The organism is Natrinema sp. 1APR25-10V2 (genome assembly GCF_031626495.1).
Classification (GTDB): Archaea; Halobacteriota; Halobacteria; order Halobacteriales; family Natrialbaceae; genus Natrinema.
Map to the genome: position 1 here is coordinate 309,050 of NZ_JAMQOJ010000001.1, position 26,614 is coordinate 335,663.

The 26,614-nt window shown below is 66.5% G+C and carries 24 protein-coding genes; 13 read left to right on the plus strand and 11 right to left on the minus strand.

Annotated elements, in window-relative coordinates; translation table 11 throughout:
• The first annotated feature begins 36 nt into the window (after positions 1-36).
• The 7 genes from NDO75_RS01655 to NDO75_RS01685 all read left to right on the plus strand — a co-directional run bounded on the left by NDO75_RS01655 (position 37) and on the right by NDO75_RS01685 (position 8,573).
• Entirely contained in the window at positions 37-1,971 is a 1,935-nt protein-coding gene (locus tag NDO75_RS01655; RefSeq protein WP_310904365.1) for a glycoside hydrolase family 2, read from the plus strand.
• 311 nt (positions 1,972-2,282) lie between these two features.
• Positions 2,283-3,164, plus strand: coding sequence for a phosphoserine phosphatase (locus tag NDO75_RS01660; RefSeq protein WP_310904366.1), 882 nt, complete (start codon positions 2,283-2,285; stop codon positions 3,162-3,164).
• Positions 3,165-3,365: 201 nt separating this feature from the next.
• Positions 3,366-3,800 carry a nuclear transport factor 2 family protein gene (locus tag NDO75_RS01665; RefSeq protein ID WP_310904367.1) on the plus strand — a complete coding sequence of 145 codons (435 nt, stop codon included), beginning with the start codon at positions 3,366-3,368 and terminating at the stop codon, positions 3,798-3,800.
• Between the two features lie 90 nt (positions 3,801-3,890).
• Positions 3,891-5,270 (plus strand): carboxylate--amine ligase, encoded by a 1,380-nt coding sequence (locus NDO75_RS01670; protein WP_310904368.1) that lies wholly within the window; start codon positions 3,891-3,893, stop codon positions 5,268-5,270.
• A 101-nt stretch (positions 5,271-5,371) separates the two neighbouring features.
• Positions 5,372-6,367: a signal peptide peptidase SppA gene (gene sppA, locus NDO75_RS01675; protein WP_310904369.1), complete on the plus strand. Its 996-nt coding sequence runs from the start codon at positions 5,372-5,374 to the stop codon at positions 6,365-6,367.
• Positions 6,368-6,473: 106 nt separating this feature from the next.
• The gene (locus NDO75_RS01680; RefSeq protein WP_310904370.1) at positions 6,474-7,799 is read left to right on the plus strand and encodes a DUF373 family protein; all 1,326 of its coding nucleotides are present in this window, start codon (positions 6,474-6,476) and stop codon (positions 7,797-7,799) included.
• Positions 7,800-7,847: 48 nt separating this feature from the next.
• On the plus strand, positions 7,848-8,573 hold the full coding sequence (locus NDO75_RS01685) for a diphthine--ammonia ligase (protein ID WP_310904371.1): 726 nt from the start codon (positions 7,848-7,850) through the stop codon (positions 8,571-8,573).
• Positions 8,574-8,645: 72 nt separating this feature from the next.
• Here the strand turns inward: NDO75_RS01685 and NDO75_RS01690 are convergent, their stop codons facing one another.
• Both NDO75_RS01690 and NDO75_RS01695 read right to left on the minus strand, forming a co-directional pair.
• Positions 8,646-9,344 (minus strand): hypothetical protein, encoded by a 699-nt coding sequence (locus NDO75_RS01690; protein WP_310904372.1) that lies wholly within the window; start codon positions 9,342-9,344, stop codon positions 8,646-8,648.
• Positions 9,345-9,428: 84 nt separating this feature from the next.
• Positions 9,429-10,400 carry an NDP-sugar synthase gene (locus tag NDO75_RS01695; RefSeq protein ID WP_310904373.1) on the minus strand — a complete coding sequence of 324 codons (972 nt, stop codon included), beginning with the start codon at positions 10,398-10,400 and terminating at the stop codon, positions 9,429-9,431.
• A 140-nt stretch (positions 10,401-10,540) separates the two neighbouring features.
• On the opposite strand from NDO75_RS01695, the gene NDO75_RS01700 reads away from it, so the two are divergent.
• Together NDO75_RS01700 and NDO75_RS01705 are read left to right on the plus strand one after the other, a co-directional pair.
• On the plus strand, positions 10,541-10,831 hold the full coding sequence (locus tag NDO75_RS01700; RefSeq protein WP_310904374.1) for a transcriptional regulator: 291 nt from the start codon (positions 10,541-10,543) through the stop codon (positions 10,829-10,831).
• Positions 10,832-11,013: 182 nt separating this feature from the next.
• Positions 11,014-11,379, plus strand: a complete 366-nt coding sequence (locus tag NDO75_RS01705) for a hypothetical protein (protein WP_310904375.1) — start codon at positions 11,014-11,016, stop codon at positions 11,377-11,379.
• On the opposite strand, the gene NDO75_RS01710 is transcribed toward NDO75_RS01705, so the two are convergent.
• Positions 11,376-11,828 carry a Rieske 2Fe-2S domain-containing protein gene (locus NDO75_RS01710; protein ID WP_310904376.1) on the minus strand — a complete coding sequence of 151 codons (453 nt, stop codon included), beginning with the start codon at positions 11,826-11,828 and terminating at the stop codon, positions 11,376-11,378. The genes NDO75_RS01705 and NDO75_RS01710 overlap by 4 nt on opposite strands.
• 96 nt (positions 11,829-11,924) lie before the next feature.
• On the opposite strand from NDO75_RS01710, the gene NDO75_RS01715 reads away from it, so the two are divergent.
• Entirely contained in the window at positions 11,925-13,040 is a 1,116-nt protein-coding gene (locus NDO75_RS01715) for a saccharopine dehydrogenase NADP-binding domain-containing protein (protein ID WP_310904377.1), read from the plus strand.
• Positions 13,041-13,055: 15 nt separating this feature from the next.
• Here NDO75_RS01715 and NDO75_RS01720 read toward each other — a convergent pair whose 3' ends face one another.
• Together NDO75_RS01720 and NDO75_RS01725 are read right to left on the minus strand one after the other, a co-directional pair.
• Positions 13,056-13,928, minus strand: a complete 873-nt coding sequence (locus tag NDO75_RS01720) for an aminotransferase class IV (RefSeq protein WP_310904378.1) — start codon at positions 13,926-13,928, stop codon at positions 13,056-13,058.
• 547 nt (positions 13,929-14,475) lie between these two features.
• A complete protein-coding gene (locus tag NDO75_RS01725) occupies positions 14,476-14,790 on the minus strand; it encodes a transcriptional regulator (protein ID WP_310904379.1) in 315 nt (104 codons plus the stop codon).
• An 861-nt stretch (positions 14,791-15,651) separates the two neighbouring features.
• Between NDO75_RS01725 and NDO75_RS01730 the strand changes: the two genes are divergently transcribed.
• The gene (locus NDO75_RS01730) at positions 15,652-15,870 is read left to right on the plus strand and encodes a HalOD1 output domain-containing protein (protein WP_310904380.1); all 219 of its coding nucleotides are present in this window, start codon (positions 15,652-15,654) and stop codon (positions 15,868-15,870) included.
• Between the two features lie 32 nt (positions 15,871-15,902).
• Here NDO75_RS01730 and NDO75_RS01735 read toward each other — a convergent pair whose 3' ends face one another.
• The 6 genes from NDO75_RS01735 to NDO75_RS01760 form a co-directional block, all read right to left on the minus strand.
• Positions 15,903-16,580 (minus strand): aminodeoxychorismate/anthranilate synthase component II, encoded by a 678-nt coding sequence (locus tag NDO75_RS01735; protein WP_310904381.1) that lies wholly within the window; start codon positions 16,578-16,580, stop codon positions 15,903-15,905.
• A complete protein-coding gene (locus NDO75_RS01740) occupies positions 16,573-18,273 on the minus strand; it encodes an anthranilate synthase component I family protein (RefSeq protein WP_310904382.1) in 1,701 nt (566 codons plus the stop codon). Before NDO75_RS01740 ends, NDO75_RS01735 begins: the two co-directional genes overlap by 8 nt.
• Before the next feature lie 187 nt (positions 18,274-18,460).
• A complete protein-coding gene (locus tag NDO75_RS01745) occupies positions 18,461-19,189 on the minus strand; it encodes a helix-hairpin-helix domain-containing protein (RefSeq protein WP_310904383.1) in 729 nt (242 codons plus the stop codon).
• A gap of 85 nt (positions 19,190-19,274) precedes the next feature.
• Positions 19,275-20,078, minus strand: a complete 804-nt coding sequence (locus tag NDO75_RS01750) for a shikimate dehydrogenase (RefSeq protein ID WP_310905156.1) — start codon at positions 20,076-20,078, stop codon at positions 19,275-19,277.
• A 182-nt stretch (positions 20,079-20,260) separates the two neighbouring features.
• A complete protein-coding gene (locus tag NDO75_RS01755; protein ID WP_310904384.1) occupies positions 20,261-21,214 on the minus strand; it encodes a hypothetical protein in 954 nt (317 codons plus the stop codon).
• Between the two features lie 101 nt (positions 21,215-21,315).
• Positions 21,316-23,760: a PAS domain S-box protein gene (locus NDO75_RS01760; protein ID WP_310904385.1), complete on the minus strand. Its 2,445-nt coding sequence runs from the start codon at positions 23,758-23,760 to the stop codon at positions 21,316-21,318.
• Positions 23,761-23,920: 160 nt separating this feature from the next.
• Here NDO75_RS01760 and NDO75_RS01765 point away from each other — a divergent pair, with 160 nt between their 5' ends.
• Both NDO75_RS01765 and ftsZ read left to right on the plus strand, forming a co-directional pair.
• Positions 23,921-25,279, plus strand: coding sequence for a D-aminoacyl-tRNA deacylase (locus NDO75_RS01765; RefSeq protein WP_310904386.1), 1,359 nt, complete (start codon positions 23,921-23,923; stop codon positions 25,277-25,279).
• A gap of 158 nt (positions 25,280-25,437) precedes the next feature.
• On the plus strand, positions 25,438-26,601 hold the full coding sequence (gene ftsZ / locus NDO75_RS01770; RefSeq protein WP_310904387.1) for a cell division protein FtsZ: 1,164 nt from the start codon (positions 25,438-25,440) through the stop codon (positions 26,599-26,601).
• Positions 26,602-26,614 lie beyond the last annotated feature (13 nt).

Consider the following 26,614-nt stretch of genomic DNA (forward strand, 5'->3'; position numbering starts at 1 on the left):
GAAGGGCTTTTTACCCCCGGTTCACTCACAGTGACAATGACCGAGGAGTGGACCGGTGGCATCGTCACGGACCGCGACGGTGACGGCCCGCCCGCCGTCGAGGAGTGGCGGTCGGTGTCAGTTCCAGGGCGAGCCGCGGGGTTCGCCGGCGAGGGGCCGATCGCCTACCGAACGACGTTCGCCGATCCCCGGAGCGACGCGACCGAACGGGCACTGCTCGAGCTCCGCGGCGCCTACGACCGCGCGACGGTCTGGCTGAACGGGACGCGGCTGGCGACCCACGAGCCGCACTTCGTCCCCCTTCGCCTCGAGTTCGAACCCGAATCCGAGAACGAACTGGTCGTCGTTTGCGAGCGCCCCGATTCCTTTACGGGTATCTACGGGACCGACGCAGTCCCCGACCACTTCGGGACGCCGGGCATCTGGTGGCGCGTCGAGATCGAGTCCCGACCCGCGGCGTTCGTTCGGCGCTTCGAGGCGCGGCCCCGGCTGGAATCGAGTCCGGGCGCGGGCACGGACGCGACCTCGAGCGCGGACGCGACCGGTGACACCGCGGACAACGCGACTACCGACGGCGCGGGTGCCGCGATCGACGTCACGCTCGAGATCGACGCCGGGCGAGCGATCGACGACGCGGTGACGCTATCGGTGCGACCGGAGGGGTTCCGCGGCGGCGCTTCGATGGAGCGCGTTCCGGTCGCGGCCGCGGCGGGCGAGCGAACGACGGTATCCAAGACGATCCCGATCAGGGATCCCTCGCTGTGGTGGCCTCGCGAGTACGGGCCACAGAGCCGGTACACGATCCAGGCGAAACTCGGCGGGGACGCCCTCGAGCGGACCGTCGGCCTTCGGGAGATCGAGCGCGACGATGACGGCCTGCTGGTCAACGGCCGGCGCGTCCGTGCCCGCGGGTTCACGCGGCTTCCCGGCGGCGACCCGCGCGAGGACGTCGATCGGGCGGTCGACGCCAACGCAACGTTGCTTCGCACCCGCGCACACGTGGCGCCGCACGAACTCTACGAGGCCTGCGACGAGGCAGGCCTCCTCGTCTGGCAGGACCTGCCCGCCGTCGGCTCCGACCTCCCAGTCGAGCGAGGGACCGAACTGGCGGCGGCGCTCGCCGAGGAATACGGCCGCCATCCGAGTCTCGCGATGTACGGCGTTCAGGACCAGCCGACGGATCCGTTCGCGGAGCCGCTCGGGAGCGGCCTGCTCTCGCGACTCCGGCTTCGATATCGTGCGTGGCGGACGTCGGTCGACGACGGTCCTGCGCGTGAGATCGCCGACTCGTTCCCCGACGATCGCCCCGTCGTGGCGACGACCGGCGCGCCGGGAACCGGCGCGGAGGCTGCCCACCTCGCGCTCGGCTGGCAGTACCTCGCGGCCGACGATATCGACTGGCTGCTCGAGACCTATCCCTCGCTGGCCGGGACCGTCGGCGGGTTCGGCGCCGGTTCGCTCGCGGACGACGATGCCGATCCGTCGGACGTGGCGGGGCTCGACGCGGCCCTGCTCGAGCGGCGATCCGCCGACGTCGAGGGATCACAGCGCGAGCAGGCGCGAACGCTGAAAACGGTCGCGGAAGGGCTTCGTCGGCGCGGCTGTAGCGTCCTCGCGGCGTCGACGATCCGGGACAGTGCGCCGGGCGGCGGGATGGGCGTCCACACGGTCGACGGCGAGCCCAAACCGGCCGCCGAGGCGATCGCACAGTCGTTCGAGCCCGTTCAGGCCGTTCTCGACGGCTCGCCGAACCCGGGTTCGGTCGGGATTACGCTCTGTAACGATACCGACGAGCCCTTCGAGGCGATCGTCGGCTGGCGGGCCGGCGAGAACACGGACACCGAACGGGTCAGCGTCGGGCCCCTCGAGACGGCCGCCGCCGGATCGGCGCGGATTCCGGCCGATGCCGACCGAGTCGACCTCGAGGTCGGTATCGGGGATCAGCGGATCCGTAACCGGTACCATTTATAAGCAGCAGACACCGTGTGTTACACTCCAACATGGCACGACGAGGCCCCTGCGAACCGGTTTCAGGGGTTTGGCGACCGGTACATTTAAATTACAAGGGCCAGTATTTGCGGGTACCAGAACGCCACCGGGGCGCGTATCGCTCGACGATCGATGACAGGAAATCTTATTCACCGAGGTTTCGCAGATCGTGAGCAGTCGCTTCAGGCGGCCGGACGGCCGTCGATCGGATTCTCTCGACCGATAGCGAGGGGTCCGCACGGCCCGTCCGACCGACTCCCCCGGTGCGGGTATGGCACAGAGGTTTGAGTAACATGGTAGACGAATCGAAGAACATCGAACTGACAGAGGACGACCTAGAAAACAAATCGAAAGGACAGCTCATCAAGATGGCCGGTCAACTGCGAGACCGGCGAAACGAGCTGAACCAGATGGCTTCCGAGCGGGCTTCTAAACGCGACGATCTCAACGCGAAGACTCGCGAGAAAGTCGACGAGGCTCAGGAGCACCGCGAGAAGCGCGACGAGCTCAACGAGCAGGTCCAGGAGCACAAGGAGAGCCGCAACGAGCTCAACGCCGAGGCCAACGAGCTGTTCGACAAAGTCGAACAGCTCAAGTCGGACATGGAGCTCGACGAGGGCAAGGACCTGGAGGAACTCGAGGAGGAGATCGAACAGCTCGAGTTCAAACAGCAGACCGAGGTCCTCTCGAGCGAGGAAGAGAAGGAGCTCATCGAGAAGATCGAGAACAAGCGCGAGGAGTACGAGGAGCGCAAGCAGAAGCTCGACCAGAACGAGGATTTAGAGGAGCTCGTCGAGGAAGCCGAGGAAGTGCGATCGGAAGCCTCTCAGCACCACCAGAAGGTGACTGAACTCGCGGACAAGGCCCAGGAACACCACAACCAGATGATCGAGGCCTACCGCGAGGCCGACGACATCCGCGACGAGGCCGACGAGATGCACGAGAAGTTCGTCGAGGCTCAGGAGGCAGCCGACCGCCACCACGAGGACTTCGTCCGCGTCCAGAAGCGCCTGCGCGAACTGGACAAGAAAGAAGAGGAAGAGCGCAAGTCCGAGCGCGACAAGAAGAAAGAGGAGGCCAAGGAAGAGGCCGAGGAGATCTATCAGAAGTTCAAGGAGGGCGAAACCCTCGACACCGAGGACCTGATGAAGCTCCAGAAGACGGGGCTGCTGTAAGCCGATCTCGTCTACCGCGTCTTTTCTCCCGATATTCGGGATTCGAAAGCGGGCGTGTAGCACCACGTGATGCGCTCACAGCGATAGCCGCGTCCGGATGAGGGATCGTCCCTCGTGACAGTCTCGCGTTCGTTCTCATCGCCTGTGAACCGACTGGCGCTATTTTGTTCGTCTCGGTCCTCGAGTACTTCTAGCAGAGCAATGAAATCGAACGAACGTCGGTCGGTCGAGAGTCCGACCGCTCGAGAACGACTCACCGAGTTCTACGCGGCGTTCAATCACGTCGTGACGGACCGCAGCGAGGCCGACGAGATGGCGTCGCTGTTGGCCGACGACGTCACGTGGACGGACGCGACGACCGGCGACCGAGCCGATCGGACCTACGCGGGAATCGACGCCGTCCTCGAGAATGTCGTCGCGACGCCGGGCGAGCGGTCCGATCACGTCCAGGCGCTCCCGGACCGGTTCGTCGATGCGGGCGATACCGTGGTGGTAGAGGGGTCCTACGTCGGCACGGCTGGAGGTAGGAACTTCGATATCGCGTTTGCTCACGTGTTTGACCTGCGCGACGGCCGGATAGCCGGCTGTACGGCCTACAGGGATACCGCGATCGAGAACCGGGTATTCGATGCCTAACGGCGCGTATCCGCGGCCAACCCGGAACGGGAACCCGTGGCGCACAGTATTCGATCTATAACAATGGAACCAGATCCACTGCCATCGGTTATGGAACGCTCCAGGGACGACGCAAGCGTGGTCGTGCCGGGGATCGACGCGCCGAGTACCGTCGCCTGTCTCCGCTCCCTTCGACCGCGCGGCGTCCGCACTATCGTCGGCTCCGAGTCGCGGTCGACGCCGGCAGCCGCCTCCTCGCATCGCGACGAGTTCGTTTCCCTTCCGGATCCCGAGACCGATCTCGCCGCCTACGGCGACGCGTTGCTCTCGCTCGCCGAGCGCCCGGACGTGGAAACGATCGTCCCCGTCCGGGAGGAGGACGTCTACGTGCTCGCGGATCGGAAAGCCGCGTTCGCCGACGAAATCGCGACGCCGTGGCCCGATTTCGAGACTCTCCGACGCGTCCAGGACCGTGTCGAACTCTTCGAGGCAGCCGACGCTGCCGGGGTCGAAGCCCCCGCGACCTCCCTCATCGACGAGTGGGACGACTGGGACCGCGAGACGATCGTGAAACCCCGGTACACCGTGGCTGCTCCCGCCTACCTCGGTTCGGGGTTCGATCGCGCCGAGATCGGCTCCACCGAGTACCAACGGCCAGGCACGCGACCGGATCCGTCGACGGAGGTCGAGACCCGCGGCCACGTACCGCTCGTCCAGGAGCGGATCCCGGACTCGAGGGAGTTCGGCTTCTTCGCGCTCTACGATCGCGGCGACCCGGTCGCGACCTTCCAGCACTGTCAGCGCCGGGGCTGGGAGTACTGCGGCGGGCCAAGTGCCTACCGGGAGTCGGTCCACATCCCGGAACTCGAAACCGCCGGGCGCGCCCTCCTCGGCGAACTCGAGTGGCACGGCCTCGCGATGGTCGAGTTCCTGCGCGACCCCGCCGACGGCGAGTTCAAGCTGATGGAGATCAACCCCCGATTCTGGTCGTCCCTCCCGTTCTCCGTCCGCGCGGGCGCCGACTTCCCGTACTACTACTGGCAGTTGGCGACCGACGAGCCGATCCCGTCGGATCCGACCTACGAGGTCGGCATGGGCGGGCATCTCTTGCGGGGTGAACTCAGCTATCTCCACAGCGTCGCGACCAAGGAGTACCCGCTCGTCGAGCGCCCGTCGCTGAACGAAGCCGCGCGCGACGTTGCCGCATCACTCGCCCGCCACCCCCGGTTCGATTACGCGGTTCCCGACGACCCAGTCCCGTTCTTTCAGGACGGCGTCAACCTCGTCCGGGCGTGGCTCGAGAGCACGTCGACGACGGAATCCTCGGCCGTCAGCACCGATATCGACGCCGCAGACGGGGCCGAACCCGAACGCGGGCCCGCAGGCGGAGACGGTGCGGAACCGACCGACGCGGACCTGGCTGCGGACGGCGATCCGACCCGGTCGGCACAGACCGACGGCGGTTCGCCGTCCGAATCGAAGCGGCCGTAGCGATGGCTGGCATCGGATCGCGGCAGCACGGTCGGTGACCGCCAACGCTTAACGGGAACCGCTTCCAGATACGGGTATGAGTTCGACTCGAGGTGGCTGCCGTGGTCAGTAGCGAGGATATCGGCCGACTCGTGATCGTCGTCGCCGGCGGGCTCGCGTTCGCGGCCGTCGGCGTCGTCCTGTTCGTCCTCTTTCCGACGACGCTGGCGGACCTGCTGGGCGTGCTCCTCGCGCTCGCGGTCGCCCTCGTCGGCGTACGGTTCGCGGGCAGCGCCGCCGGCTCACTGTTTCCGGGCTACAATGTCGCCGAGGTCGCCGTCGAGGGACCGATCACCCGCGACGGCGGTGGCAGCCGATTCCCGTCCAGCCCGGGGTCGACGCCGGCCGACGACATCGTCGACCAGATCGAGCGCGCGAACGACGACGAGAACGTCCAGGCGCTCCTCCTGAAACTCAACACGCCCGGCGGCGAGGTGGTGCCGAGCGACGATATCCGGCTCGCAGCGAAGCGGTTCGACGGACCGACGGTCGCCTACACGACCGACGTTTGCGCCAGCGGCGGGTACTGGATCGCCAGCGGCTGCGACGAACTCTGGGCTCGCGAGGGCTCTATCGTCGGCTCGATCGGCGTCATCGGCTCCCGGATCAACGCGAGCGACTTCGCCGAGAAGGTCGGCCTCTCCTACGAGCGGTTCGCAGCCGGCGAGTACAAGGACGCCGGCAACTCGCTCAAGGAGATAGACGAGGACGAGCGCGCGTACCTCCAGGGGCTGATCGACGACTATTACGACACCTTCGTCGAGCGGGTCAGCGACGGCCGCGACCTGGAACCGGAGTTCGTCCGCGACACCGAGGCGCGGATCTACCTCGGTGAGCAGGCGTACGACATGGAACTGGTCGACCACCTCGGGACGCGCCGAGAGATCGAAACCGAACTCGCCGACCGGCTCGACACCGACGCGGTGACCGTCGAGGAGTTCGAGCCCGAGCGGCCGCTGATGGCTCGCGTCGGCGCGGGTGCCCAGCAGGTCGCGTACGCGTTCGGGGCCGGGATCGCCGGCCTCGGCGACGGTCGCGGCTTCCGACTGCGGAGCTGAGTCGACGGACGGCCGCGCTCGCGGCTGGTCGTGCGACCGCCGAACACGCGAGACTGTCTCGAACGAGTAAGTGGTTTTATCGTCGCACGGAACCCAACGCCTATCCGTGACAACGCTGGTCGTCTGCCTCGACCGGACCGACGACGTGGGCCGCAAGACCGGCCTGCGCTCGCCGGTCGTCGGCTGGGAGGCAGTTCGCGCACTCGTGACCGACGTCGGCCTCGCGGATCCAGAGGACTCGGGCGTGAACACGCTGCTCGAGTCCCTGCGCGTCGCACAGAACCTGCGCGACGAGAACGAGGAGGTCGTCGTCGCGGTCGTTTCGGGGGATCGGGAGTCGATGGTGTCGGCCGACCGAGCGGTCGCCGAGCAACTCGACGACCTCATCGCCGACTACGATCCGGAGTCGGCCGTCGTCGTGACCGACAGCGCAGAGGACGAACGACTGATTCCGATCGTCGAGAGCAGGGTGCGAGTCGACTCCGTGGATCGGGTCGTCGTCCGACAGGCCCGCGACATCGAGTCGACCTACTACCTGCTCAAGCAGTTCCTCGCGGACGAGGAACTGCGCCAGACCGTCCTCGTGCCGATCGGGCTGACGCTGCTGGTCTTTCCGTTGCTCGCGACGACCGTCGGTCCGGCGGAGGGAGCCGCCGCGATCACCACGGTGATCGGTCTCTTCCTCCTGTACAAGGGGTTCAATGTCGACGAACTCCTGACCCGACTCGCCCGTCAGACGCGGGAGTCGCTGTACTCCGGACAGGTGTCGGTCGTCACCTACGTGGTCGCCGCCGGGCTGACGTTCATCGGCCTGTTCGTCGGCGCGCTCGGCGTCTCGAACCTCGGCGAAACGCCAGGTGTGGTGATCCCCACGACACAGTTCGCCTTCGATAGCATCCCTTGGCTCGCGATGGCCGCGCTGACCGCGAGCGCCGGCCGGCTGCTCGACGAAGCCATCAGCGAGGAGCCGATTCGCACCTCCTTTCTCAACCTACCGTTTATCGTCCTCGCCGTCGGACTGGTCGTCCGTGGCTTCTCCGCGTACTTCCTCGAGCAACAGAACGTGATCGAACCCTTCGTCGTCCCCGCGGCCGAACTCGGGGTCGTCTCGAACGAGCGGTTTGTGATGGGGGCCGGCGAACGGCTTGCGGTGTTCGTCGTCACCGCCATCGTCGTGAGCCTCGTCGGTGCGCGCATCGCCTCGGTCTTCAGCGACTCGAGCGGGGATGCGGAACGGGGCGACGGCGGCCCGGACGCCGGCACGGCCGGCGGCGGTGACGGCACCGATGCCTCGCTCGAGTCAGCCCGATCGGCCGACGCGACCGCCGACCCCGATGCCGAGCGAGGGCTGGACCGGACCGATCCCGAACTCACCGATGGCGGGGCCGACGCGAACGCGAATCCGAACTCCTCCCGGGATCGGACCCGCTGAGCCGACCGAACTCGGTGCCCCTTTACCCGCGCCGGCCCACCTCCGACTATGAGCGACGCAGACGGCGCGTGGGTGAGCCTCTTCTCCGGCGGCAAGGACTCCTCGTGGGCGCTGTATCGAGCGCTCGAGCACGGACTGCCGGTCGAGCGGCTCGTCACGGTCCACCCCGAGGGTGACTCGTACATGTACCACGTCCCCGCGACGGAACTGGCCGCACTGGCGGCCGAAAGCATCGGCATCGACCTCGTCGACGTCGAACCCGACGACTTCGAAGCCGACGCGGCGACCGACTCGAGCGCACAGGGTGACGACGAACTCGAGCCGCTCGAGGCGGCGCTCGCCGACCTCGATCGCGACCTCCCGAACGGTCTCGCGGGCGTCACGGCGGGAGCAGTCGAGAGCGAGTACCAGACCAGCCGCATTCGGGGGATGTGCGATCGCCTGGGCTGTGAGCTCTTCGCTCCGCTCTGGCAGGAAGAGCCCCGGGAGCTGGCCGACGCGATGCTCGAGGCCGGTTTCGAAATCGCGATTATTCAGGTCGCGGCCCACGGGCTGGACGAATCGTGGCTCGGCCGGACGCTCGACCGCGAGGCGATCGCCGACCTCGAGGCCCTCAACGAGGAGTACGGCGTCCACATCCTCGGCGAGGGCGGCGAGTTCGAGACGTTCGTGGTCGACGGGCCGCACATGGATCGGCGGATCGATCTCGAGTACGAGACCGAGTGGGATGTGACGCGCGGGCGATTGCGGATCACTGACGCACGGCTGGAATAGTGACTCCCGTACTGCGAGAGATCTGGCGCTCAGAACGGCGGCACGTGCCGATAGCTCTACTCGACGGAGACTTCACCACGCCTCGAGCGTGGCCTCGCGCTCCTCGGGGTCGGTGTACGTCCACCACGCGATCCGGTCGAGTTCCAGCGGGGTGTATCCGGAGACGAACGCGAGCCACTCGCAGGAGGCGATCGTTAGCCGGTCGGTCGCGGTATCGATCGGCGACGATTCGAGATCGTCGTCGACGGCCTCGAGCAGCCGTTCGATCGTCGGATCCGGCGTGACGGTGCCGACGCCGGCCAGCTGGCGTAGATACTGGAACGTCGACGGGCCGACGCCGGAAATCGCTCCGATCGGATCCTCGTCGTAGCGGTAGTGGTCCGCCGTCGCGGCCCAGTCGACGAGCGCGGCCAGATCGTCGTCGGCCGGCCACTCCGTGAGCACGCGGGCGATCTCGAGGAGAACCTGTCGCTTGCGCTGTGCGCCGAGGGCCTCGACGAGGTCGTCGTCCTCGAGATCGATCTCGGCGAGGGCTGCAAACGAGTCGACCCGACCGGTCTCGAGGAAGGCGTCGCGAAACCGTTCGACGGCCGGTTTGATGCCGTCGACGAATCGCTGGCCGGTCGACGCGGCGGCGGCCTCTGCGATCAGCAACAGCGGGTCGTCGCCGGTCCAGCGCCGGAACTCGCGAAAGTCGCGTGCGAGGTCCTCGTAGGGCACGCCGTCGGCGTAGGGGTCGAGCACCGATCGAACGGCCGGAACGGGTTGCATGTGCGTCGTCCCCACGTATCACACGGGGGACTCATAGCTGTGTCGACTGATTCGAAACGAAGCACCTCCCGCGGCCAACCGGTTCTACTCCGCGCCGTTCGTGATCGTCGTATGCGCGCCGATGAGCGCCCCCGCGAGGTCGAGATTCTCGATGTGGGTCCCCTGGTCGATGATCGAGCGGCGGATGTCGCCGTTGCGGACCGTCGCGTCCGGGAAGATGACCGTGTGTTCGAGGTCGGTCTCCTCGAGTGTCGCACCGTCCATCACGTGGACGTTCTCGCCGACCGAGGCGTCCTCGAGCGTCGCGGAGTCGGCGACGAGCGACTCGCCGTCCAAGTGCCAGGCGACGGCGTCGAGATAGCTCTCGGGGGTACCGATGTCGAACCACGCGCCCTCGAAGGTGTAGGCGTAGGTGTCCTCGCGGTTCTGGAGCCACTGGACGAACCAGCCCGGTTCGTCGGGGTTGTTGCCGTCTTCCAGATACGTCGGGAGCAGGGACAGCGAGTCCTGCGGGAACGCGTAGCAGGCGATCGAGACGAGCGTACTCTTGGGGTCGTCGGGTTTCTCCTGAAAGTCGACGACGCGGTCGCCCTCGAGGTCGACCAGCCCGTAGGACGTGGCCTTCTCCCGGGAGCCGACGTCGTAGGCGGCGAGCGTGGGCGCGCCGTGGTCCTCGAAGTAGTCGAGAAAGTCCGAGACGGCGAAACTGATCAGGTTGTCGCCGGCGATGACCAGCAGGTCGTCGTCGACGTTCTCGCGGTCGATCAGCTGGGCGAGCGCGCCGACGACGCCGAACTTGTCGTCTTCCTCGGTCGTGTCCTCGACCGAGAGCTGCGGTTTGTCGAACTCGCTGTCCGCCAGGTGGGCCTCGAAGTCGGGGGCGAACCGCTCGTTCGTGCTGACGTAGACCGTCTCGATCCGGTCGTCCGCCTCGAGTTCCGCGAAGATGCGATCGATGACGGTCGACTCGCCGATCGGGAGGAACATCTTGGGCCGATGTTTGGTAATCGGCCACATACGCGTCGCGTACCCGCCTGCAAGGACGACGGCCTTCATGGGCCGCTGTTCTGCAGCAGGGTGTAAGTCACTTACCCTTTCAGCGGCCCGATGGGAACTCGCTCGATACGCTGGCCCGCGGTTTCCGGGCACGGCCGGGCAGAGCAAACGGTAAAAGCACGAGTGCCGTGACCGGACGTATGCGAGAGGCCGACGAAACGACGCGACAGCAACTCGCCGACGCCCTCCGTGCCGAACCGGCGACACCGAGTGAACTGGCCGCGCAGTTCGACCTCACGCCGCACGCGGTGGTCCGCCACGTCGAACACGTCTCCCGGTCGGTCGACGGAACCGACGAGCAGTTTCTCGTCGCGCCGCCGACCTGTCGAGACTGCGGCTTCGACGAGTACGACGACCTGCTGAACCTCCCCTCGCGGTGTCCCGACTGCAAGAGCGAGTCGATCGACGAGCCGACGTTCACCATCGAGTAACGCTGTCACCGTCATCCCTCGCTGACTGTCAATGTCGATTGACAATGCTCAACCAGATTCGATACTAATATTTACGGCGCAGGCAAGAGCCTGATACGAACCCTCGAACGAGCGTCTGTGTCCCATCGATTGCGGCGGTCCGTCTTCCGGCGCGATTGCTCGACTCGAGGACTCGAGCACCCATGACTTCCGGATCCAACTCGGAGTTCGACGCGGTCGAGTTCGTCCAGCGACTGCTCGACTGGCTCGACGGCGACGAGCACGATGTGTCGGGTGAATCGCTCGACGACGCGTTCGCTCTGCTGGCCGACCAGCGCCGGCGGCTGTTGCTCGAGGTCATGCGAACCTACGGGGAGGAACTGACGCTCCCCGACGCGGCGGAGGAAGTCGCTATTCGCGAGACGGGAAACAACGTGCGGAACATCTCGGCCGAACGGGTGCAGGAGGTCTACCTGTCGCTGTACCACGACCACCTTCCGCGGCTGGTCGACGCCGGCCTGCTCGAGTACGATCAGGAGCGGGATCTGGTCGCCCCTAACGCGGTCTAGAACTCGACGTTCGAGGTCGAGGTTCGGTCGAAATCGTCGCCCTCGATCGGCCCCAGTCCGACGACCTCGTAGCCGCCGTCGGTCAGATACACGTCGCCGTCGGAGACGCTCACCTCGAGTTCGGTGAGGTAGGCCCCCTCGCAGGGGCCGAACGTACACTCGCCGGAATCGGCCTCGAAGTAGGCTCCGTGATTCGCACAGACGAGTTCGCCGTTTCGCATCGGCGCACCTGACCCCTTATCCAGTTTGATGTGTGTAAAGTGCTGGCAGTAGTTGAGCCAGCAGGCGACGCCGTCCGCCTCGGCGGTCGGTTCTCCGTCGTCCGTTTCCACCGGGTCGGTCCTGACGAGGATCGCTTCCTGCACCTCGCCCGAGCCGTCGGTCACGCGAAAACAAACCGTCGAGTCGTCGGGCACCTCGGAAAGCGCCGTGATCCGTCCTGCGTCCATCACGCCCCGGTTATCGGTCGGCCGCCCTGAACGTTACGCCACCGGGCGAGCACATGTCTGACGGAATTTTAAACCCCTCTCCAACCAACGCCGTCTATGGACTCCCTTCTCATCTACGGCTCCTACGGGTACACGGGGCGGCTCATCGCCCGCGAGGCCGTCGCGCGAGGCGGTTCGCCGGTCGTCGCCGGTCGCGACGGCCGCGCGGTCGCCGAACAGGCCGACCGGCTCGGCGTCGAAGGTCGGACCTTCGACCTCGAGTCGAGCGATCTCGCGTCTCACCTCTCGTCGTTCGACGCCGTCCTGAACTGCGCGGGACCGTTCGTCGAGACGGCCAAACCGCTGGTCGCGGCCTGTCTCGAGACGGAAACCGATTATCTGGACATCACCGGCGAATTCCCCGTCTTCGAGTGCCTCCGCCAGCACGACGCCGTGGCCCGCGAAGCCGAAGTCACCCTCCTGCCCGGCGTCGGCTTCGACGTCGTTCCGTCGGACTGTCTGGCGGCCTACCTCGACGAACAGTTCCCAGCGGCCGACCAGCTACGACTCGGCATCAAGGGCGGTGGCGGACTCTCGCGGGGCACCGCCAGGACGCTCGTCGAACACCTCGGCGACGGCGGCGTCGTCCGCCGAAACGGGCGGCTCATTCAGGTGCCGACCGCCTTCCGAACGCGCGAGATCGACTTCGGCGACGGCCCCGAACACGCCGTTACGATCCCCTGGGGCGACGTCGTCACCGCGGCCCACTCCACCGGCATCGAATCGGTCGAGGTCTACGCCGCCGCGCCGCAGTGGGCCACCAGGGGCCTCTCCGCCGTCGACTCGCTGGGCTGGCTCCTCGAGCGGCGCCCCGCCGAGCGGCTGCTCAAACGGCTGATCGACGCCCGCGTCGACGGCCCGGATGACCGGGCCCTGGCAACCGGCAGCGCCGTCGTCTGGGGCGAAGTCACCGACGAGGCTACCGGCCGACGGGCGTGCGCTCGCCTCCGAACGCCGAACCCCTACGCGCTGACCGCCGAGGCGGCGGTGACGGCCGCGGAACGTGTCCTCGATCGCGGGAGCCAGCTTTCGGACGGCTTTCAGACCCCCGCGTCGGCCTTCGGGAGCGGATTTGCGCTCGAGCTCGAGGGAACGGAGCGCGAACTGGTTGCGGCACCCGACGGATCGGACGAACCGGACGAGTCGACGCAGGTGGCCGCCGAGTCGGAGTGACGGTTCGCAGCCGACTCACTCGTAACACGTTCGCTCGACGCGCTCGTCGTACAGCCGCGCGAGTTGATCCGTGACGGGACCCCCGCTGATCGGCTCACCGTCGAGCGCGGCGATCGGCCGGAGTTCCCACGTTCGATTCGTAAGAAATGCTTCGTCGGCCTCGAGCACGTCGACCGGCTCGTACCGCCCCTCGTGAACCGGAACGCCGGCCTCTCGAGCCAACTCGAGGACGAGTTCCCGCGTGATCCCCGGTAACACGGGACCGTCGGTCGTCGGCGTGTACAACTCGCCGCCGCGGACGAAAAACAGGTTGCTCGTCGCGCCCTCCGCGACGTACCCCTCGAGGTCGCACATGAGGGCCTCGTCCGCGTCGTCGCCGAGTTCCGTGCGCGCGAGGATGCCGTTCAGATAGTTGTGGGTCTTGGCCGCGGCCGGCACCGCCTCGTTCGGGACGCGGCGAGTCTCGACCGTCTCGACCGTTGCCGGACCAGCCCAGACGGGGTCGCCCGCGAGCCCGCCGCGAGGGAGCGGTTTGACGTAGATCACGACCGTCGGATCGACCTCGGGCTGGGGGGTGAGCTTGCCCGGCTGGACGCCGCGGGTGATCGAGAGGCGGACGTAGGCGTCCGCGAGGTCGTTCGCCGCGAGCGTCTCGTCGATTCGCTCCCGGAGGTCGGCTGCCGACAGGCCGTGCTCGAGTGAGAGGGCCTCGCAGGTTCGCTCGAGGCGCTCGCGGTGGGCGTCCCAGGCGAAGATCGTCCCGCCGTAGGCCCGCAACGTCTCGAAGGCGGCGTCGCCGTAGCGAAAGCCGCGGTCGTCGACGCTGACGGTGGCTTCGCTCGCAGGGACGAGGTCGCCGTCGACGTGGTAGATGCGGTCGTCAGTCATGTGGTGGACTCGAGTGGGGTGTTGTCTCGTCGTGGCACTCGGAGCGGTATCAAGCTACGGTCTCCTGCTCGAGCGGGGCGACTCCGTCCGCCGATACGCCCTCGATTTGCCCGCCGTTCGGATTCGTGAACTCGTATACGCGACTCGCCAAGTCGTCATTCTTGGCGTTCTCGAGCAGCCTGTACCCCCCGTGAGCGGTGGATTTCCATCATCCGATCTGAAAATCGGCTGGTTCCTCGAGTCGATAGCCGTTGATAGACACGTGCGTTCAGCATTTCGTGTGCACATTCGTTGAGTTGGTATTCGAGAATTTTCACCCAATACCGGTCGAATCGAAATGGTTGCTTTTCCTCTTCTATTCACTCAGCGGTTGCTGAACGCCGCGATAACTTCGTGTGCAAATCTCACACTGGTACTTCCATCAGCTATCGGTGATGTTGCCAGAGCGGTGCTAAATACAGGGTGCGTATTCGTGACGGGAATTCCCAAGATTTTGAACCAATACGAGTGACGTGAGTAATAAAAATAGTAAAGCAACACTGATGGACTATAACCAGCCATCTGGGAGTTCGTCCTGGTGGTTCAACATCAACTCTAAGATCGGCTTGATCACATCGTAGTTTGGCCCCTTCGTCACCTTCCCTTTGTCCTTATCCCAGTCGATAAAGCCGTACTCTTCCAATTTTGGAAGATGCGTATGTTCCATCTCAACGAGCAACTGTCGCAACTCCTCGTCACTCGCCCCATCATCCACAATGTATAGTTTGGAATCATCCTCCGGATTATGGGACAACATGTGGACCAATATTCGTCGCCGTTTCACATCCGAGAGAGCATCGAAGATTTTGTCAGTAGATTCCACAACTCTATATACTGATTGTGTATAGTTAACATACGTCAGTTTTCACAGAATGGGTGACAAAACGCGTGAAAGCGTTCAGTCTTGCTCCAGCTATATAGAGGATTCAATTCAGAACCTATGGACAGAGTAAGACTGCTGAAATAAGTAGAGGATCTGTACTCAGAAAGCCGCTTCTGATATCTATCCGAAATATCGGTGTCCGCTCCAGTAACGCTTTCACCTGTACTTACCGCCTGACGATAGGGTCATCATACTCTCCTAAGCGGCCTCGACAACACTCGTAATCGGGTCCCAGCCTCTTCTACTGGTGGAGCAGCACCGTTGTTCCGTCTCGAACCCGCCAGCTTGATTTTTATCAGCGCGACGCACTTTCTACGTGTCTTGCAGTTGCCCTGCCCCCGTAGGGGCAGCACATTTTTTCACACGAACCGGACGAGTCACCGCTGGGTCTCGTTCTCTGGAGCAACACCGAGATACTCAACCAGTCAATATCCTAACGTTCTTTAGAATAGATTGCGTACCGCACGGATGCGCACAAAAGTGCGCTGAGCCGGAGTGTCAAGGACCAACCAAGCGCTCCGGCTCACACACAGCCCCCGCGTCGCGGGAGCAATCCACCGTTGGCGTTGGCGAAATAAAGAAGTACCGACGTCCTGCCGACAAGTCGCGACCGTCGCCGACTCGCTCACTGGATTGTCTCCGCCGCGTTGGGACCACACACCCAACCTATGGACTCGAGCATCACCATCCACTGCACCTGTGAGACAGACGTTCGTATCGAAACGACGGCCGACCCGGTCGGCTGTCCGGACTGCGCGACGACGTTCGAACTAACGCTCGTCGACCACCGCGACGATCACCATGCATCCAGCACTCGCCACGGCACTCACGTGTATCGCGGCCTGTGAGGACCGCGCCGTGACGGACCTGCCGCCCCTATCCCAGACGGTGGACCCCGAGGCCCTCACCGCGGTTCTGGAGTCGAACCCGACCGCCACCGTCCGCGTCGAGTACATCGGCTACCGTCTCGTGCTCGGTCCCGGACCCGACGAGGTGGCGGTGATCGATCGAGAGCGGTGACGGCCCGCCGAGCGCCGATTCGGGCGGGCCGATCACTCGCCGACGCTCGCGGCGAACCGACAGAAGTTCGCGACCATCCGCTTGCCGAGTTCGAGCGAGATCTCCTCGCCGGTGCCGTCGTCGCTCGATCCGATCGCCCCCGCCGGTCCGGTCGCCGACTCGGACTGGGCCCGCGTGAGGATGCTCTCGGGGTGGAACTGCACGCCGACGTGAGGCCGCTCGCCGTGGCGGACCGCCATCAGCACGCTGCGCTCGTCGGTCGTCTGGGCGGTCTCCTCGAGCGTGTCGGGGAGATCGGCGCGGTCGACCGCCAGCGAGTGGTAGCGACCGACCTGAAACGTCTCCGGGAGGCTATCGAAGATCCCACTGCCGTCGTGGCTGATCGTCGACGGCTTCCCGTGGACCACCTCGGGTGCGTGGACGACCGGCGCACCGTTTGCCGCACACAGCGCTTGATGGCCCAGACAGACACCGAGGATGGGGTATTCGGTGTCGACGAACAGCGGGATCGAGATCCCCGCCTCCTGTGGGGTCCCCGGTCCAGGCGAGACGACGATCCCAGTCGGCTCGAGGTCGTGGACGCCCGCGATATCGATCTCGTCGTTCCGACGGACAGTCACCGCGTCGGCGACCTCGCCGACGTACTGGACGAGGTTGTACGCGAAGGAATCGTAGTTGTCGATCACCAGAACGTGGGTGCGGTCAGTCACCGGATTCACCTCCGCCGACCGCCCCCGAATTCGTCTCGCCGCCGTCGGCCTCGAGTCCCAACTCGGCCCGTTCGTCCAGCGCCTCGTCGACCGCGGTGATGAGCGCGCGGGCCTTGTCCAGCGTTTCGTCGTACTCGCGTTCGGGCTCCGAGTCGTGGACGATCCCCGCGCCGACCCGCAGGTGGTACTCGTCGGCGTGGCGAACCAACGTCCGGATGACGATGTTGAGCGTGGCCCGGCCGTCGAAGCCGAAGATCCCGACGCTGCCCGTGTAGGGGCCGCGCCGGGTCGCCTCCAGTTCGTCGATGATCTCCATCGTCCGCGGCTTGGGCGCGCCGGTGATCGTCCCGCCGGGGAACGCCGCCGCGATCGCGTCGGACAGCGTCGCATCGGCGCGGAGCCGGCCGGTCACGTTCGAAACGAGATGCATCACCTCGGCGTAGCGGTCGATCCGACGGTACTCCGAGACGTCGACCGAGCCGTACTCGCAGACCTTCCCGAGGTCATTGCGCTCGAGGTCGACCAGCATCGCGTGCTCGGCCCGTTCTTTCTCGTCGGTCAGCAGGTCGTCCTCGAGCGCGTCGTCTTCCGCGGGCGTCTCGCCGCGCGGTCGGGTACCGGCGATGGGCTCCGTTCGGACGAACTCGCCGTCGCGCTCTCGCGGACTGCGAGACGGCTTCGCCGTCTCGTTCGAGGCGGTGGAATCGCCTCGCTGTCCGCTCGAGAACGCCGGGGAACGTGGCTCCCCGCGCTCGAGCAGCAGTTCGGGACTGGCGCTCACCAGATCGGCCGCCCGGAACTCGAGCAGACAGGAGTACGGTGCCGGGTTGACCCGCCGCAGGGCGTCGTAGGCCGCGACGGGGTGGACCGCCGCGGGCGCGACGAGCCGCTGAGAGATGTTCGCCTGAAAGGTGTCGCCATCGCGAACGTACTCCTTGACCCGGCGCACGCGATCAGCGAAGGCCTCGCGGCCACAGTCGCTCTCGAAGGTCGCCTCAGGGATCGAGACCGGCGGCTCGCCGATTCCGGGATCGCCCTCGCGGACGGCGGCGGCGAGGTCGAGTGCCCGGTCTCGGCCCCGTTCGTAGGCTGCCTCGAGGTCGGTATCCGTCGGCTCCGACGCGCCCTCGCCGCCGACCCGTGGGCAGGCCGTGATCTGTAGCGTTACCGCGCCGTCGGCCGGCCCCTCCCAGGCCGCGAACCGGTCGTAGACCCCGACCTCGAGCCGGGGCAGCCCGCGGTCGTCGACGGCCGACTCGGGGAGGGCCTCGAGTTCGCGGGCCACGTCGTAGGAGAGCCAGCCGACGGCCCCGCAGGGGTAGGGCACGTCGCAGTCGCCGCGGGCGAGTCGGTCGGTCGCCAGCAACCCCTCGAGCGCGGCGAGCGTCGGCGATCGCTCGTCGTCGCGCGCTCGAGGGACGGCATCGGCGCTGACGGTCAGTCGATCGACGGGTTCGACGCCGAAGTAGCCCCAGCCGGGTTGGCCGCCGGTCGTCTCGAGAAAGATGCCGCCGTCGCCCTCACGGGCCCGACGGTAGGCGAGAAACGGATCCTCGACGGTCGTCCGGACCTCGACTGGAACCCGGCGCCCGGCGTGGGTCGGGCCGTCACGGTCGGCCGCCGCGTCGCCGTCGCGGCCGCCAGCGGCGGCGCGAAACGAGTCGAACGTCGTGACGACGTGCGGATCGCTCATATCTCTTGCGTCGGGACGTGCGGATAATCATTTTGCGATTTCGGGGCTGCCGACGGCCGTGGTGTGACGAATCCGGTGTCGCGAACACGACTCACAGTTGCGTCGACAGTGGAAAAATCGGTAGCGAGTGGCCACTCGAGGACGAGTCGGGAGGGTCGGCTCTGGATCGCCGAGCGGTGCGGGTGGATTATCGGACTTCGGCGCGGTCGATCCAGCCCTGAATGCGCGTCTCGGAGATGTCGGTCTGCTCGGCCAGTTCGGCGGCGTCCGCGACGGCGAGTTCGCCGACGGTTTCGACGCCCGCACCGGCGAGCCGGTCGGCGTAGGCCGGACCGATGCCCTTGATCGAGTCGACCGATTCCTGGTTGGTCGGCTCCGATTCGGGCTCGGTGTCGGCCTCGTCTGCGTCCGGTTCGGCCTCGGCGGTTTCCGGCTCCGCTTCCGCTTCGGTCTCCGTCTCGGTCTCGTCCGTGCCCGTCCCGGCCTCGGCTTCGGTCTCAGCCGCGGGCTCCGCGTCTGCGGCCTCGCCGTCCGCCGCGTCGGCGGCGTCCGGTTCGGCCTCCTCGACCGGCGGCTCCCCCTCGGAGAGGTCCGGCGTCGTTTCGGCCGTCGGTGCCGCGTCGTCCGTCTCCGGTCCGGCCGCTTCCGCCGGTTCGGCACCCTCCTCCGGGGCGTCCGTCGGCTCCGTCAACGACTCCGTCGACCCCGCTGCGCTCGAGCCGCTCGCCGCCGACTGCGGCGGCTCTGCGGCCCGCCCCTCTGCCGGTTCGCTCCGGTCAGTGCCGGCGGTGGTTCCGTTCCCCTCGTCCGTCGACCCTTCCCGTTCGACCGTTACCCCGACCTCTCGAGCGCCCCCGCGCTCCGAGTCCGACTCGTCGAATCCCAACAGGGACTTCAGCTTTTGGAGGATTGCCATTATCTCGATGTAGTCGTCTCCAACACTTAAATTCGCCTGATACTGTCGCCGGAACCGGACGCGAGCGCCGTACGCTCGCGGACCGTCAGAGCCGCGAGCGAAGCGCCTCGTTCATCACCGCGATCGGTGCGTCCCGCCCGGTCCAGATCTCGAACGCCTCCACGCCCTGATAGAGCAACATCCACGCGCCGTCGACCGTCGTCGCCCCGGTGGCGGCCGCCTCGCGCAGTAACTTCGTCTCGAGCGGCCGGTAGACCGCGTCGAGGACGGCCAGGTCGCCGTGGAGCGCGTCGGTCGGCACCGGCGAGACGTTCTCCTCCATGCCGACGCTCGTGGCGTTGACCAGCACGTCGGCCTCCGGCACCAGCGTCTCGAGCTCCGCGAGGCCGTGGCCGGTCGCGCGCGGGACTTCCTCGGCCAGGTCGCGGGCCGTCGGCTCGGTCCGGTTGGCGATCGCGACCGTCGCGCCGGCGTCGGCGAGTCCGAACGCGACCGCCCGACCCGCGCCGCCGGCACCGACGACGACCGCGTGGGCTCCCTCGACCGTCACGTCGTGGTCACGGAGCGCACGCAACGCCCCCACGGCGTCGGTGTTGTACCCCGTCGGCGGCCCCGATCCCGAGAAGTCGATCGTGTTCACCGCGCCGATCCGAGTCGCCAGATCCTCGGGGGCGACGATCTCGAGCGCGTCTTGTTTGAACGGGATCGTCACGTTCAGCCCGGCGATCCCGAGCGCGTCGGCGCCGTGAATCGCGTCTTCGATGTCGTCCTCGTCGGGCTCGAAGGTTACGTACCGCGCCTCGAGGCCGAGTTCGTCGTAGGCCGCCTCGTGCATCGGCGGCGACAGCGAGTGCCCCACCGGGTTGCCGAGGAGCCCGTATACGTCCATAGCCATCGTTGCGCTCATTCGACGCGGCGGGACTATAATCGGTCCGGCTCCGATATACGGATCCGGGCCGGCACCAGACCCGGAAAACGTGAACCTCACACGCGCACCGAGCCGAAAATTCGAACGGCGACACCCGTTTTCGATCGGCTGTTACTCACCACGGCTGCGTCCGCCGAGTGCGATCAGTCGTGGCCGTCGGTCGCGGCCGACGACGAACTGACGGGATTCGTGAGATCTCGCGATGACGCGTCCTCGCTGCTCGAGCGGTCCGCGGGCGGGCGAGCCAGCATCAGTGACATTCTGTTGCCATCCCTGATCGACTCGGTCGCGGCCACTCCCTCGACCGTCGCCTCGTCCGACTCACTTCGATCCGTGATCGGCTCGTCCTGCCGGGAACGCCGTTCGAGTCCGGCGGCGTCGGCGAGCGGTCCCTCGAGCAGCCAGTCGACCTCCCACTGGGGGGCGTCGGTGGCCAGCGCGACGCGGCCCGCTTCGCGGTCGTATTCCACGAGTCCGGCGTCTGCCAGCACGGGCAGATGCTCGTGGACGAGCGATTCGGCGACGTGCGTCTCTTCTGCGGCTGCCTCGTCAGTGCCCCCCGTTCCGTCGGCGTTCGCTCGGGCGACGACCGCTGCGGCGAGCTCGGAGACCGAAACGTCTCCGCGTCGCGTCGCGAGGACGGCGCAGACGGCCTGTCGACGCGGCGCGCGAAGCGCTTCGAGCGTTCGGTTCAGCGTGTCCTCGTCCCCGGGGAACGACTCGCCCGTCGGATCCTCGAGGATGGCCCGGACCCAGTCGGCCTCGAGGACGGAGTGGTCTGCGAGGCCGACCATCGTCGTGTCTCCGCGGGTCGTCCGGCGCAGAAGGCCGAGGTCGACCAGCCGCGGGACGTGGGCGTGAACGAGTGCGACGTGCGTTCGCTGGCACTGGTCGTCAGTGACGATGGGACAGTCGTGCTCCGCGGTCGCGACCTCTGTCGCGAGCGTCTCGATCGACATCGACAGTGGGTCCGTCCGCGGCGTCCGGTCCGGCGCCGCATCCGCTCGCTCGAGCAGCGTGGCGAGCAGGTATCGTCGTCGCGGCTCCGAGAGGACGTCCGCCGCGATCGTCATTTCAGGTGCCGGGGGTGAACTCATTACTCGATAGAGCAACTGGGCGGGGGAAAGAAGTGTACCAGCATGCTCTGGTATCGCCGAGTAGTCTCGTACTGTCGGGCGAACCCGTTCGCCTGACGGAGTCACTCGTCCGTCCGGAAGTACGCCGAGAGGAGCTTCGCCATCGCGACCCGGAGGTGCTGGTGGAAGGTCTGTCGGGCGATGCCGAGCCGATCGGCGATATCGCCGGCGTCGCTGTTGCGCGTCGGCCACTCGAAGTAGCCGCCGTGGTAGGCCGCCTCGAGCGCCAGTCGTTGTTTCTCGGTCAGGGTCGATTCGACGCGCTGCCGGAAGTCGCCCCACGTTTCGACCGGCCGGTCGACGGTTCGCTTCGAGACGAGCCTCGTGTCGGGGTACGCCGACGTGATCGCGTTGATGAGGTCACGAAGGTCCGCCTCGGGACTCACCTGCACTGTCAGCGTCCCGGCACCGTCGCGGACGGTTTTCGACTGCAGCCGCGCGCCGTACTCTGCGAGCAGTTCGGTGATCGTCGCCCCGCGAACGACCATTTCCCAGTAGCTCTCCTCGTCGGTTGCGTCGATCTGCCGGAACTCAGTGACTCCCTCGTCGTCCCTCGCCGCCTCCCGGATCCGCTCGGGGGGTGCTTCGGAGGCGGTGAGGTAGTAGACGAACACCTCGTCGGTCAGCGGCAGCACGTGGTCGACCGACAGCGTACAGCCGGTCGCGGCCGACAGCCGAATACAGGTGTCCCTCCGGTCGGCCGACTCGAGTTCGAGTTCGACGACGGAGTCCATATAGAGGAGCCGCCGGACGGCCATCGCGTTGATCGCGTGACCGATCGTGCCGCCGAACTCCTGTAACACCTCTCGCTCGCGGTCGGCGAACGCCGACGGCTCGTCGGCACCGATCACGAGCGCGCCAAGCGGTCGGTCGCTCGCAGCGATGGGAACGACCGCGACAGAGTCGTAGCCCCGTTCGCGAGCGTCGATCCGCCAGTCGTCGACGGGGCTCTCGTGGAGGTCCTGGTACCGCTGGACCGTCCGGGTTTCGAACGGGGACGTTCCCGACGCGTCGGCTGGCGGATCGACCAACGACGCGAGATCGCCAGCCGCCGGTTCGTCGATTCCCGCCCAGGCCTCGGGGTCCCAGGTGTAGCCCTCGGCCGTGTTGGCGGGCTTCGCCCGGCCGATGACCGCGAACTGGTAGGCGTCGGCGGCGGCGAACTCCTCGACGACCGCCGTCTCGATCTCCTCGCGAGTCTCCGCGGCGACCATCGTCTCGTCGATCGTCCGAATGACCGCGTTGAGCCGCTCGAGCCGCTTGAGCTCTCGTTCGCGGGCCTTGCGTTCGCTGATGTTGCGGCCGATGCCGGTAAAGCCGAGCACGGTGCCGTCGTCGTCGGTGATCCGGGCGCTGTTGAACTCGTAGGGGATCCGACGTCCGTCTTCGGTGAGGACTCGTCCCTCGGCCGTCACGCGCTCTCCTTCCTCCATGATGCGCTCGATCGCGTCGCCGATGTGCTCGCGGTCCTCGGGTGCGATGAACGTGAGCGGATCCACCTCTCCGAGTTCGTTCGCATCGTAGCCGGTCGCGCGCTCGAACTGCTCGTTCCACTCGATCAGGTTCCCCTCGGTGTCGTAGGCGTAGAGCACGTCCGGCTGCGCCTCGAGGACGCTCTCGACGAACGCCTTCTCCTCGCGCAACGCCCGCTCGCGGGCCTTTCGATCGCTGAGATCTCTGCCGGTTCCCGTAAATCCGAGGACGGTGCCGTCGTCGCCGGTGATCCGGGCGCTGTGGAATTCGTAGGGGATCCGACGCCCGTCTTTCGTGAGGAAATCCGCTTCGGCGGTAACGCGTTCGTTCTCCTCGAGGACGCGTCGGATCTTCTCGGCGATCCGTTCGCGGTCTTCCGGGGCGACGAACTCGTGCGGTTCCATCTCGGCCAGCTCCGACTCGGTGTATCCCGTCACCGCCGGCACGCGATCGTTCCACTCGAGGAAGTTCCCGTCGGCGTCGAACGCGTAGACGATGTCCGGTTGCGCCTCGAAGACCTTCTCGGCGAAGACTTTCTCCTCGCGAAGTTCCTGCTCGCGTTCGCGTTGCTCGGTGCGGTCGCGGACGAACCAGACGTACCCCCGCAACTCGTTCGTCGGAACTGCTCGTTCGGCGTCGATTTCGCCGTCGCCATCGATCGAGGCGACGACGTCGTGGGCCCAGAACCGGCTTCCGCCCTCCCGGACGCGCCATCCCTCGTCTTCGGCCTTTCCCTCCGTTCGCGCCCGCTCGAGCAACTGCTCCGGGCGGCCGGACTCGCGGGCGGGTGGCGGGAAAACGGTCCGGTAGTGCGAGTCGCGGATCGTCTCCTCATCGTGGCCGGTGAGTTGCCGCGCTCCCTCGTTCCAGGCGGCGACGGCACCGTCGGCGTCCAGCAGCGCGACGGCAACGTCTTGGCTGAGGCTGCTCAGATCGGTGAGATCGAAGTTCACCTCGACCGATCCAGCGTCCGACAGTCCGATCCCATCCCCCTCGTCCGACGTGTGTCCGTGTTCTGACGGTGTATCGTTCATCGATTCTCTAGAGCGATCAGTATGTGTTGTATGTTATCACCAGACATGAAAAGCTACGGGTAGCGGTCGCAACGGGTTTACACCGATCTCGTACGGACATTCAATATATCCCGTTCCCGAAAGCGTAGACTATTCGTCTTCCCCCCGGCAACGCTCTTCCGTGATCGCGATCGTCGAAAGCCGCGCCGACCGCGCCTCGGAGCACATCTGTGAGCAGCTCCGCGAGCACGCCGACTGGGACCGATGCGAGGACGAGACGCGCCCGTCGGCCGACGGCGGCGGCACCTACTACCGGATCGACGGGGCCGAACTCCGCTCGTTCGACGACCTCCACATCGAACTCGAGCGGCCCGCCGACGCCTTCGACTGCGACCCCGAGCTGCTCGTGTTCGCCTCGAGACACTCGGGCGACACCGGACCGCTGCTGACCGGCCACTTCACGGGCAACTTCGGCCCGGCCGAGTTCGGCGGCGACCCCGACGCCCTGGCCGACGCCGCGCCGAACGCGCTGGCTCGGCTGCTCGAGGCCTTCGACGAGTACGCGCCCGCCGAGTACGAGGTGGGGATGGAGTGCACCCACCACGGTCCGACCGACGTGGGCTGTCCGTCGCTGTTCGCCGAACTCGGCAGCGGCGACGCCCAGTGGGACGATCCCGCCGGTGCCGAGGCCGTCGCTCGCGCCATCCTCGATCTGCGAGCGGTCGATCCACACCGTGACAGGCAAGTCGTCGGCTTCGGCGGCAACCACTACGCCCCGCGGTTCGGTCGAATCGTCCGCGAGACGCCGTGGGCGGTCGGCCACGTCGCGGCCGACTGGGCGCTCGAGGCGATGGACCACCCGACGGCTCATTGCGACGTGCTCGAGCGAGCCTTCGAAGCGAGTGCCGCCGAGGTCGCGCTGCTCGACGGTGACTGGCCGGTGCTCGCGGAGACGCTCGAAACGATGGGTTGCCGGATCGTGAGCGAAACGTGGCTGCGCGAAGTCGGCGACCGGCCGCTCGACCTCGTCGATGCAGTCGAGTCGGAGTTAGGCGCGATCGACGACGGGATCCGCTTTGGCGACCGAGTCGCCGAGTCGATCACCGTCGTCGATCTCCCGACCGATCTCGTCACGACGGCGGAGGGGATCGACCACGAATACGTTCGGACCGTCGTCGAAGCACACACCGTCGCCTTCGCGACCGAGAACGGCGGGAGCCGCGTCGGCTCACGGGCGGCGGTACCGGTGACCGTCACTGAGGCCGAGGACGAAAACGGTAGCAAACTGACCAGTCCTCGAACGGCGATCGTCGAGGGACTCGCCGCGGTCCTCGAGTCGAAATTCGACGCGGTCCGGCTCGAGGACGACGCCGTCGTCGCGGAGGAGACCGCGTTCGATCCCACACTCGCGCGCGAGGCCGGCGTCCCGGAGGGGCCGAAGTTCGGAGCCCTCGCCGAGGGCGAGACGGTCACCGTCGACGGGGAAACGGTCAGTCCCGAGAGGGTTCGAACCCAACGGACGCATCGTTTCCCGATCTAACCGGCTCGGCGGCCGATAGTAATATATACTTAATCAGCGCCGTCCTGCGATTTCCACGTCTCCACTACTGAATATATAAGTTTTCATTAACATGTCAGACAGACGGCTGACGTGTAGGGGAAAGGTAATTATGCTCCATCTTTTAGACAGTGCCAAGAATGGACTCTATCATCGACGATGCAATCGACGAGGCCGAGAACGGGGACCCCGCTGGGACTCCAGACGGCGCTCCGGGGGAGGGGCAGTCGCCCGACGGCGACGCTGGGCGACAGACGGGGACGATGACCGACGACGAACTCGAGGACGTTCTCCAGGATCTCCAGACCGATATCACGGTCGTCGGCTGCGGTGGTGCCGGCGGTAACACGATCAACCGCATGCACGAGGAAGGGATCCACGGCGCGAAACTCGTCGCCGCCAACACCGACGTCCAGCACCTCGTGGAGATCGACGCCGACACCAAGATCCTCATGGGCGAGGAGAAGACCGGTGGCCGCGGCGCCGGTTCGCTCCCCCAGGTCGGCGAGGAAGCCGCCCTCGAGAGCCAGCAGGACATCTACGACGCCATCGACGGCTCGGACATGGTCTTCGTCACGGCCGGCCTCGGCGGCGGCACCGGCACCGGCTCGGCCCCCGTCGTCGCCAAGGCTGCCCGCGAGGCCGGCGCACTGACGATCTCGATCGTCACGACGCCCTTCACCGCGGAAGGTGAGGTCCGCCGAACCAACGCGGAGGCCGGCCTCGAGCGCCTGCGCGACGTCTCCGACACCGTCATCGTCGTCCCCAACGACCGGCTGCTCGATTCGGTCGGCAAACTCCCCGTCCGGCAGGCGTTCAAGGTCAGCGACGAGGTGCTGATGCGCTCGGTCAAGGGCATCACCGAACTCATCACGAAACCCGGCCTCGTCAATCTGGACTTCGCCGACGTTCGCACCGTCATGGAGCGGGGCGGCGTCGCCATGATCGGTCTCGGCGAAGCCGACTCCGAGGCGAAAGCCGAGGACTCGGTCAAAACGGCGCTGCGATCGCCGCTGCTCGACGTCGACATCTCCGGTGCGAGTTCGGCCCTCGTCAACGTCACCGGTGGCAACGACATGGCCATCGAGGAGGCCGAAGGCGTCGTCGAGGAGATTTACGACCGGATCGACCCCGACGCTCGCATCATCTGGGGGACCTCGATCGACGAGAGCCTCGAGGGCAGCATGCGAACGATGATCGTCGTCACGGGCGTCCAGTCGCCCCAGATCTACGGCCGACCCGACGGTGAGGAAGCCGTCCAGCCCGGCCCGGCACAGGGCGACGACATCGACTTCGTCGACTGATCGACACGCGCCG

Excerpts from the sequence above, each read along its gene's own strand:
- NDO75_RS01655 (WP_310904365.1), top strand. The coding sequence starts at position 37 with ATGACCGAGGAGTGGACCGGTGGCATCGTCACGGACCGCGACGGTGAC.
- NDO75_RS01660 (WP_310904366.1), top strand. The coding sequence starts at position 2,283 with ATGGTAGACGAATCGAAGAACATCGAACTGACAGAGGACGACCTAGAA.
- NDO75_RS01665 (WP_310904367.1), top strand. The coding sequence starts at position 3,366 with ATGAAATCGAACGAACGTCGGTCGGTCGAGAGTCCGACCGCTCGAGAA.
- NDO75_RS01670 (WP_310904368.1), top strand. The coding sequence starts at position 3,891 with ATGGAACGCTCCAGGGACGACGCAAGCGTGGTCGTGCCGGGGATCGAC.
- NDO75_RS01685 (WP_310904371.1), top strand. The coding sequence starts at position 7,848 with ATGAGCGACGCAGACGGCGCGTGGGTGAGCCTCTTCTCCGGCGGCAAG.
- NDO75_RS01690 (WP_310904372.1), bottom strand. The coding sequence starts at position 9,344 with ATGCAACCCGTTCCGGCCGTTCGATCGGTGCTCGACCCCTACGCCGAC.
- NDO75_RS01695 (WP_310904373.1), bottom strand. The coding sequence starts at position 10,400 with ATGAAGGCCGTCGTCCTTGCAGGCGGGTACGCGACGCGTATGTGGCCG.
- NDO75_RS01700 (WP_310904374.1), top strand. The coding sequence starts at position 10,541 with ATGCGAGAGGCCGACGAAACGACGCGACAGCAACTCGCCGACGCCCTC.
- NDO75_RS01705 (WP_310904375.1), top strand. The coding sequence starts at position 11,014 with ATGACTTCCGGATCCAACTCGGAGTTCGACGCGGTCGAGTTCGTCCAG.
- NDO75_RS01710 (WP_310904376.1), bottom strand. The coding sequence starts at position 11,828 with ATGGACGCAGGACGGATCACGGCGCTTTCCGAGGTGCCCGACGACTCG.
- NDO75_RS01715 (WP_310904377.1), top strand. The coding sequence starts at position 11,925 with ATGGACTCCCTTCTCATCTACGGCTCCTACGGGTACACGGGGCGGCTC.
- NDO75_RS01720 (WP_310904378.1), bottom strand. The coding sequence starts at position 13,928 with ATGACTGACGACCGCATCTACCACGTCGACGGCGACCTCGTCCCTGCG.
- NDO75_RS01730 (WP_310904380.1), top strand. The coding sequence starts at position 15,652 with ATGCATCCAGCACTCGCCACGGCACTCACGTGTATCGCGGCCTGTGAG.
- NDO75_RS01740 (WP_310904382.1), bottom strand. The coding sequence starts at position 18,273 with ATGAGCGATCCGCACGTCGTCACGACGTTCGACTCGTTTCGCGCCGCC.
- NDO75_RS01745 (WP_310904383.1), bottom strand. The coding sequence starts at position 19,189 with ATGGCAATCCTCCAAAAGCTGAAGTCCCTGTTGGGATTCGACGAGTCG.
- NDO75_RS01750 (WP_310905156.1), bottom strand. The coding sequence starts at position 20,078 with ATGGACGTATACGGGCTCCTCGGCAACCCGGTGGGGCACTCGCTGTCG.
- NDO75_RS01755 (WP_310904384.1), bottom strand. The coding sequence starts at position 21,214 with ATGAGTTCACCCCCGGCACCTGAAATGACGATCGCGGCGGACGTCCTC.
- NDO75_RS01760 (WP_310904385.1), bottom strand. The coding sequence starts at position 23,760 with ATGAACGATACACCGTCAGAACACGGACACACGTCGGACGAGGGGGAT.
- ftsZ (WP_310904387.1), top strand. The coding sequence starts at position 25,438 with ATGGACTCTATCATCGACGATGCAATCGACGAGGCCGAGAACGGGGAC.